Origin of the sequence: Tahibacter caeni (genome assembly GCF_024609805.1) — a bacterium.
Classification (GTDB): Bacteria; Pseudomonadota; Gammaproteobacteria; order Xanthomonadales; family Rhodanobacteraceae; genus Tahibacter; species Tahibacter caeni.
Window position 1 is genome coordinate 1 of sequence record NZ_JANFVR010000246.1, and the last position, 7,399, is coordinate 7,399.

Sequence of the window (7,399 nt, forward strand, 5' to 3'; positions counted from 1 at the left end):
AGCTCGGCGCAGAGCGCCCGCGCCGTCGCGAGCACGAGCCCGGGGCGCACGCCGCGCGCCTGCGCGGCCTCGTTCGCATGGACGACGACGGGCCGCTGGCGCGGCCCTTCGTAGAGCGCGCAGGGCCGTTCGCCCGAGGCCTCGTCCGCGAACACGGCATGCAGCGGCAGCGCAGGAAATTGGAAGCAGGCCCAGAGCACGGTGTCGGGGGTCGGCGATGCGATGGGAGCGGAGGAGGAGAGAGCGATGTCGGGCGGACGGTGCGACGGCGCTGGCGCAGAAGCTGCGACAGGCGGCGCCGCGGAAACGCCGCCACTGCGGCGATGCGGTGCGGCGATGCCGCCATGCCGATCGGCCGCGGCGTACGCCGCGGCGACGATCGGCGGCGCTGTGGCCGTGTCCGTGGAATGTGCGGCGGGTCGGTCGCCCGTGACGGCGCCGGAACCGTCGCCGCTCGCACGCCATCGGTCGGCCGGAGGTGTGGACGCGACGGCGTGATGCGCGAGGCCGAGGCTTGGAAGGGCGCGAGAGACCGGTGAGAAGCCGGCGTCGTCAGTCTGCGCCGTCGCCATCGTGGCTTTGCGGATACCGGATCGACTGCCGCCGTCGTCGCCCGTTTCAATCGCGGGCAGGGGCGAGCGACTGCAAGCGACCGCTGACGCGCCGCACGCGTCAGGGGCGGCGGTGCGTCGGGTCAGATCTGTCACGGCTGCCGTTGCCGCTGCCGGAATGCGCCGATCGTGCGCGGCGGATGCGGTCATGGCGTTCTCCTGACGTCGGCGGGAGCGCGCTCCGCGCGCGCCGTACGCCGTCGACTGCCGGCGACAGCGCCGTCGCGCGCGGAGGGCTACCGGGTGCTGCGGATTCGCAGCACGTTCGTTGCGCCGGCCCGTGTCGCCGGATCGGACCGGTGCCGCGCGGACGCGCGGTTCAGCCGTTCCATCGCAAGCGCGTGTCGCGGCGCGTGTCCAGGCCGCCGCGGCATTTGAGCACCTCGATCTGCGTGGTCTCGCTGTCATTGGCGACGAGCAGGCGCAGGCCCGACGGGCTCGGGTTCTGCGCGGCCGCCGCGGGACGGAACACGAAGCCCAGGGTCGCACCGGTTTCCGCGGCGAGCTGCAGCCGGCGCAGCTGGGCATAGTCGGCCTTGTGCAGCCAGCACAGCACGGCGCCGCAGCCGCCGGAGCGCAGACATTGCTCGGCGCTCCAGCTGCTGTCGGCCGTATCGGCCTGGATGTGCGTGACGAAGTTCAGGTCCACACCCTGGGCCTGCAGTGCCGGCGCGTAGGGTATGTACGGCGGCGCGACGAAGACGACGCGCCGGCGCCGTCGGGTCAGCTCGGCCAGGGCCGGCAGCAGCAGGCTCAGCTCGCCGAGGCCGTCCTGGGTCAGCAGGATTTCCGACAGCGCGCCGAACGGCCAGCCGCCGCCGGGCAGCAGGCTGTCGAGCTCCGCGCAGCCCGTGGCCTGGGTGCGCAGCATCGGTGCGGCCGTGGACGAGCGGCGCCAGATGCCGGGATGGCGCAGGACTTCGTTGAGGCCGGACGCAGAAGGGCTAGGCATGGTTATCCCTGACGAATCACGCCGACATAGAGGCCTTCGATCGCGAAGGCGTTCGTGCGCCGCGGATCGACTTCGATCGGCGCGAAATCCGGGTTTTCCGAAAGCAGCAGCAGGCGGTCGCGCTCGCGGCGCAGGCGCTTGACCGTGATCTCGTCGTCGAGCCGCGCGACGACGATGCGGCCGTCGTCCGCCGTCGGCGTGCGGTGCACGGCGATCAGGTCGCCGTCGAGGATGCCGGCGTCGCGCATCGACAGGCCGACGACGCGCAGCAGGAAATCCGCGCGTGGCCGGAACAGCGCCGCGTCGATCGCATAGCGCGCCTCGATGTTCGCGTCGGAAAGGATCGGCACGCCGGCGGCGACGCGGCCGACCAGCGGCAGTTCGCGCAAGACGGGGCGCTGATGGTCGGCCTGGCGCGGCAGGCGCAGGCCGCGATGCTGCGGCAGGCGTTCCAGCGCGCCCTTGCGCACGAGCGCCTCGACGTAGTCCTGGGCCGAGCTGTGGCTGCGCAGGTTCAGGGCGTCGGCGATGTCACGCAGGCTCGGTGCGCTGCCGTGTTCGGCGACGTACTCGGCGATATAGTCGAGCACGCGTTGCTGGTTGGCGGTCAGGGCGGGGTCGGGGCGCATGCGTACGAATGTACGTATCCGGCCGGCCCGGCGCAAGTGGCTGCGGCCTGCCCGCGATTTGCCGGGCCGCCGTCCGCGCAGCGATGCGGCCCTGCCGGCAAGGCGGCAGCGCCGCCCGCACCGGCAGGGCCCGGTGCGTTTCAGGCGCCGGTTGCGCGCCGCTGCGTGCCGGCCAGCAGCCGGTACAGCCCCGGCAGCACGAACAGGGTCAGCAAGGTCGAACTCAGGATGCCGCCGACGACCACGGTCGCGAGCGGCCGCTGCACTTCCGAACCCGGACCGACGTTCAGCGCCATCGGCACGAAGCCCAGCGAGGCGACCAGCGCGGTCATCAGCACCGGCCGCAACCGGCCCAGCGCGCCCTGCACGATGGCCGCGTCCAGCGCTTCGCCCTGCTCGCGCAGCTTGCGGATGAAGGCGACCATGACCATGCCGTTGAGCACGGCCACGCCCGACAGGGCGATGAAGCCGACGCCGGCGGAGATCGACAGCGGAATGCCGCGCAGCCACAGCGCGAGCACGCCGCCGGTCAGCGCCAGCGGCACGCCGCTGAAGATCGCGAGCGCATCGCGCGCCGAGCCGGTCGCGGCGACCAGCAGCCCGACGATCAGCAGCAGGGTCAGCGGCACGACGACGGCCAGACGCCGGCTCGCGGCGATCAGCTGCTCGAACGTACCGCCGTAGCCGATCCAGTAGCCGCTGGGCAGGGGCACGCGCGCGGCGACGGCCTCGCGCAGCTCGGCGACGAAGCTGCCGAGATCGCGGCCGCGCACGTTCGCGGTCACGACGATGCGGCGCTTGCCGTTCTCGCGATTGACCTGGTTGGGCCCCTGCGCGTAGTCGATGCGCGCGAGCTCGCGCAGCGGCACGGTGCGCGGCGTCGCCGCGAGGCCGCGGCCGCCGCCGGTTTCGTCGAGATCCGCATGACTGTGCGCATTCGCGTCCAGAGGCACGGGCAGGTCGGCCAGGCGCGCCGGATCGCTGCGCAGCGCCTCGGGCAGGCGTACGACCAGGTCGAAGCGGCGGTCGCCTTCGAACAACTGGCCGGCGACCTTGCCGCCGACGGCCGTACTGATGACCTGCTGCACGGCGACCGGATTCAGGCCGTAGCGCACGAGGCCGGCCGCATCGGGCGTGATGGTCAGCAGCGGCAGGCCGGTGGCCTGTTCGAGCTTGACGTCGGCCGCGCCGGCGACCGTGCGCGTGACCGCCTCGATGCGCCGGCCGACCTCCACGAGCGTGTCGAGGTCGTCACCGTAGAGCTTGACCGCGACGTCGGCGCGCACGCCCGAGATCAGCTCGTTCATGCGCATCTGCACGGGCTGGGTGAACTCGTAGTTGTTGCCGGGCAGCTGGGTGACGGCCCGTTCGATCTCGGCCACGAGCGCGGCCTTGGGCTTGCGCGGATCGGGCCAGTCGCGGCGCGGCTTGAGCATGATGAAGGTGTCGGCCACCGACGGCGGCATCGGATCGGTCGCGACCTCGGCCGTGCCGAGCTTGCCGAACACGCGCTCGACCTCGGGAAACTGCGTGATGCGCGCTTCCAGGGTGGACTGCATGGTCACGGCCTGGCTCAGGCTCGTGCCGGGGATGCGCAGCGCATGCAGCGCGATGTCGCCTTCGTCGAGGCCCGGTATGAATTCCGAGCCCAGGCGCAGCGCGAGCACGCCGCTGCCGGCGACCAGCGCGAGCGCGGCGAGCGCGACCGGCACGCGCAGCCGCAGCGACCAGTCCAATGCCGGCGCATACCAGCGGCGCAGCACGGCGACCGCGCGGCTGTCGTGCGCGCGCACGCGGCCGCCGAGGAACGCCGCGACGGCGGCCGGCACAAAGCTCAGGGACAGCAGCATGGCCGCGCTCAGCGCGATGACGACGGTCAGCGCCATCGGATGGAACAGCTTGCCTTCGATGCCGGTCAGCGCGAACACCGGCAGGTAGACCGCGGTGATGATGCCCAGGCCGAACAGGCTCGGACGGATGACTTCGGCGCTGGCCTGCGCCGTCAGTGCATGGCGCTCGGCGGCCGTCAATGTGCGGCCGAGCTCCTGCTGGCGTTCGCCGAAGCGGCGCAGGCAGTTCTCGATGATGATGACGGCGCCGTCGACGATGAGGCCGAAGTCCAGCGCGCCGAGGCTCATGAGATTTCCCGACACGCCGCCGCGCACCATGCCGGTGAAGGTCATCAGCATCGCGATCGGAATGACCGCGGCGGTGATCAGCGCCGCGCGCAGATTGCCCAGCAGCACGAACAGCACGACGATGACGAGCAGGGCGCCTTCGAGCAGGTTCGTGCGCACGGTCGCGATCGTGCGGTCTACGAGGCTCGTGCGGTCGTAGACCGGGTTGACGACGACGCCGGCCGGCAGGCTCGCCGCGATGTCCTCGAGCCTGGCCGCGACGGCCTGGGCCACGCGGCGGCTGTTCTCGCCGACGAGCATGAACACGGTGCCGAGCACGACCTCGCTGCCGTTCTGCGTCGCCGCGCCGGTGCGCAGCTCCTGGCCTTCGCCGACGTCGGCCAGATCCTGCAGGCGCAGCGGCACGCCGTCGCGGCGGTCGAGCACGATGCGGCGCAGCGCGTCGAGATCGGCGATCTGCCCCGGCACGCGCACGAGGTACTGCTGGCCGTTGCGTTCGATGTAGCCGGCGCCGAGGTTCTGGTTGTTCGCGGCGACCGCGTCGAGCACCTGCTGCAGGGGCAGGCCGTAGGCGACCAGCTTGGCCGGATCCGGCGTGATGTGGATCTGCCGTGCATAGCCGCCGATCGTGTTGACCTCGGTCACGCCGGGCACGTTGCGCAGCTGCGGCCGCACGACCCAGTCCTGCACGGTGCGCAGGTCGGTCGGCGTCCACGGCTGGCCGTCGGGCCGGCGCGCGCCGGGCAGGCTGTCGACGGTATACATGTAAATCTCGCCGAGTCCCGTCGCGACCGGGCCGAGTTCGGGCTCCAGCCCGGCCGGCAGCTGTGCGCGCGCCTGCTGCAGGCGTTCAGCGACCTGCTGGCGTGCGAAATAGATGTCGGTGCCGTCCTTGAACACGACGGTGATCTGGGACAGGCCGTAGCGCGACAGCGAGCGCGTGTAGTCCAGCTTCGGCAGGCCGGCCAGGGCCGTCTCGAGCGGAAACGTCACGCGCTGTTCGGCTTCCAGCGGCGAATAGCCCGGCGCTTCGGTGTTGATCTGCACTTGCACGTTGGTGATGTCAGGCGTCGCGTCGATCGGCAGCTGGCCGTAGCTCCAGACGCCGAGCGCGGCCAGCGCCAGGGTCGCCAGCAGCATGAGCCAGCGCCGGCGCACGGCGAGGCCGAGCAGGCGTTCGAGCAGGCCCGCGGGTTCAGTGGTCATGGCCGGCACCCGATTTTTCGATGTCGGCCTTGATCAGGTAGCTCTGCGCGACGACGACGTCGTCGCCGGCCTGGAGCCCTTCCAGCACTTCGACGTTGAGCGCGTCGCGCCGGCCGAGCTTCAGCGGGCGTACTTCGTAGACGTCGCCGACGCGCACGAACACGACGTCCCAGTCGCGGAATTTCTGCAGCGCCGCGAGCGGCACGAGCAGCGCCACCGGCTCCACCGAGACGGTCACGCGCGCGCGCACGGCGGCGCCCGGACGCCAGCGGCCGTCGGCGTTGTCGATGCGCGCGCGGGCCACCGTGCTCTGGCTCGCCGTCGCGGTGCCCGGCAGCACGCGGTCCAGAGTCGTCGTCGCGCGCGCGTCGTCGGTCAGGCGCATGACTTCCACCGGCAGGCCCGGCACGATGTGGCCCGCATCGGCGCCGAACAGATGCAGATCGACCCAGAGCCTGGACAGGTCGGCGACCTCGAACAGCGGCGATTCGCCGGCGAGGTCGCCGGCCGCGGCATTGCGCGCGAGCACCGTGCCGGCGAACGGCGCCGTGACGGAATAATTGGACAAACTCACATTGCTCTCGACCACGGCCAGCACCTGGCCCGCGCGGACCGCGTCGCCGACGCTCGCGCGCACTTCGCGCACCGGGCCGGCGAAGCGCGCGACGATGCGCGCGTGGCGGCCTTCGACCGGCGTGACCAGGCCCTGCACCTCGTGCTCGTCGCGGATCGAGCCGGCAGCGGCCGGCGCCGTGGCGATGCCGGCTTCCTGCGCGATGGCCGCGGCGATCGTGGTGCGGCCTTCGTAGCTCGGATAGTCCCAGCGCAGGGTCTTGCCTTCGACGGTCGCATCGACGCGCACGTCGAAGGAATGCGGCTCGGCGACTTCGGCGCTGCCGACGAGCGAATCGCCGCGCACGCTGAATTCATGCGTTTCGCTGCGTCCGCCGAGACGCTGCAGGGTCACGCGCAGCGGGCCCTGCGGCGGCAGCGGCTTGCCGTCGCGGTAGAACCAGGCCTGGAAGCGCGGCGGCGTGCCGGCCTCGGCGATCGCGAGCTCGACCGCATAGCCGTCGCGCTCGAGCAGACGGCCGCCGTGAGCGCCGCGGGCCGCTTCGCCGGCGGCGTGTCCGCCGGCTTCGGCGGGTTCGTGAGCCGGCGCCGGCGCATCGCCGCGGCCGCCGCAGCCGCCGAGCAGCAGCGCCGCGGCGGCGATCAGATTGGGCACAAAGGATTTCATGACGGGTCGTCCTGGGCGGCGCGGGTCGCGGCCGCATCGGTGAAGGGTTGGGCGGTCAGGCGCTGCAGCTCGATCAGCAGGCGCTGCGCCTGCAGGGTCAGTTCGAGCTCGCGGCGTCGCGCCGCCGTCGTTTCTGCCTGCAGCTGGGCCCATTCGAGATAGCTCAGCGCGCCGGCGCGGTAGGCCTGTTCGGCCGCGCGTTCGGCCGCCAGCAGGCGCGGCAGCAATTCGTCGCGCAGCTGCACGGCTTCGGCGACGTCACCGGCCAGCCGCGCTTGCGCTTCGGACAGGGTCGCGTAGAGACCGAGCTCGCCCGATTCGCGTTCGAGCTCCAGTGCGGCGAGCTCGGCCCGGGCCGAGCGCCGGCCGGGTTCGGCACGCGCGGTTGCGCCGAGCGGCAGCGATACGCCGCCGAGCAGGCCCCAGTCGCCGCCGGGCAGCCGGCGTACGCCGACCGACCAGCTCAGGTCGGCCGCGGTTTCGCTCTGCGCGAGCTGCAGGCGCGCCTCGCGCACGCGGCGCTCGTCGGCGAAACGCGCGAGGTCCGGCGTGGAGTCGAGCAGGGCCGCGATCGCGGCGAAGTCGGGCACGGCCGGCAGGCTCGGCGCCTGCACGCTCGGCGG

Annotated in this window: 5 protein-coding genes and 1 pseudogene; all 6 read right to left on the reverse strand. The window is 72.3% G+C overall.

Features of this window, described 5'->3' with window-relative positions; all coding sequences use genetic code 11:
- Nucleotides 1–761, reverse strand: a pseudogene (locus NON22_RS17490) (hypothetical protein); the annotation flags it as partial.
- A gap of 169 nt (nucleotides 762–930) precedes the next feature.
- Complete coding sequence (gene imuA, locus NON22_RS17495; RefSeq protein ID WP_257388230.1) at nucleotides 931–1,563, reverse strand: translesion DNA synthesis-associated protein ImuA; 633 nt, start codon at nucleotides 1,561–1,563, stop codon at nucleotides 931–933.
- A gap of 2 nt (nucleotides 1,564–1,565) precedes the next feature.
- On the reverse strand, nucleotides 1,566–2,192 hold the full coding sequence (gene lexA, locus NON22_RS17500; RefSeq protein ID WP_257388231.1) for a transcriptional repressor LexA: 627 nt from the start codon (nucleotides 2,190–2,192) through the stop codon (nucleotides 1,566–1,568).
- A gap of 140 nt (nucleotides 2,193–2,332) precedes the next feature.
- Entirely contained in the window at nucleotides 2,333–5,536 is a 3,204-nt protein-coding gene (locus NON22_RS17505; protein ID WP_425507997.1) for an efflux RND transporter permease subunit, read from the reverse strand.
- Nucleotides 5,526–6,776, reverse strand: coding sequence for an efflux RND transporter periplasmic adaptor subunit (locus NON22_RS17510; protein ID WP_257388232.1), 1,251 nt, complete (start codon nucleotides 6,774–6,776; stop codon nucleotides 5,526–5,528). The genes NON22_RS17505 and NON22_RS17510 overlap by 11 nt, the downstream gene beginning before the upstream one ends.
- On the reverse strand, nucleotides 6,773–7,399 hold a 627-nt coding region (locus NON22_RS17515), incomplete at its 5' end, for a TolC family protein (protein WP_257388233.1). The genes NON22_RS17515 and NON22_RS17510, both read right to left, overlap by 4 nt.

Excerpts from the sequence above, each read along its gene's own strand:
- imuA (WP_257388230.1), bottom strand. The coding sequence starts at position 1,563 with ATGCCTAGCCCTTCTGCGTCCGGCCTCAACGAAGTCCTGCGCCATCCC.
- NON22_RS17510 (WP_257388232.1), bottom strand. The coding sequence starts at position 6,776 with ATGAAATCCTTTGTGCCCAATCTGATCGCCGCCGCGGCGCTGCTGCTC.
- NON22_RS17505 (WP_425507997.1), bottom strand. The coding sequence starts at position 5,536 with ATGACCACTGAACCCGCGGGCCTGCTCGAACGCCTGCTCGGCCTCGCC.
- lexA (WP_257388231.1), bottom strand. The coding sequence starts at position 2,192 with ATGCGCCCCGACCCCGCCCTGACCGCCAACCAGCAACGCGTGCTCGAC.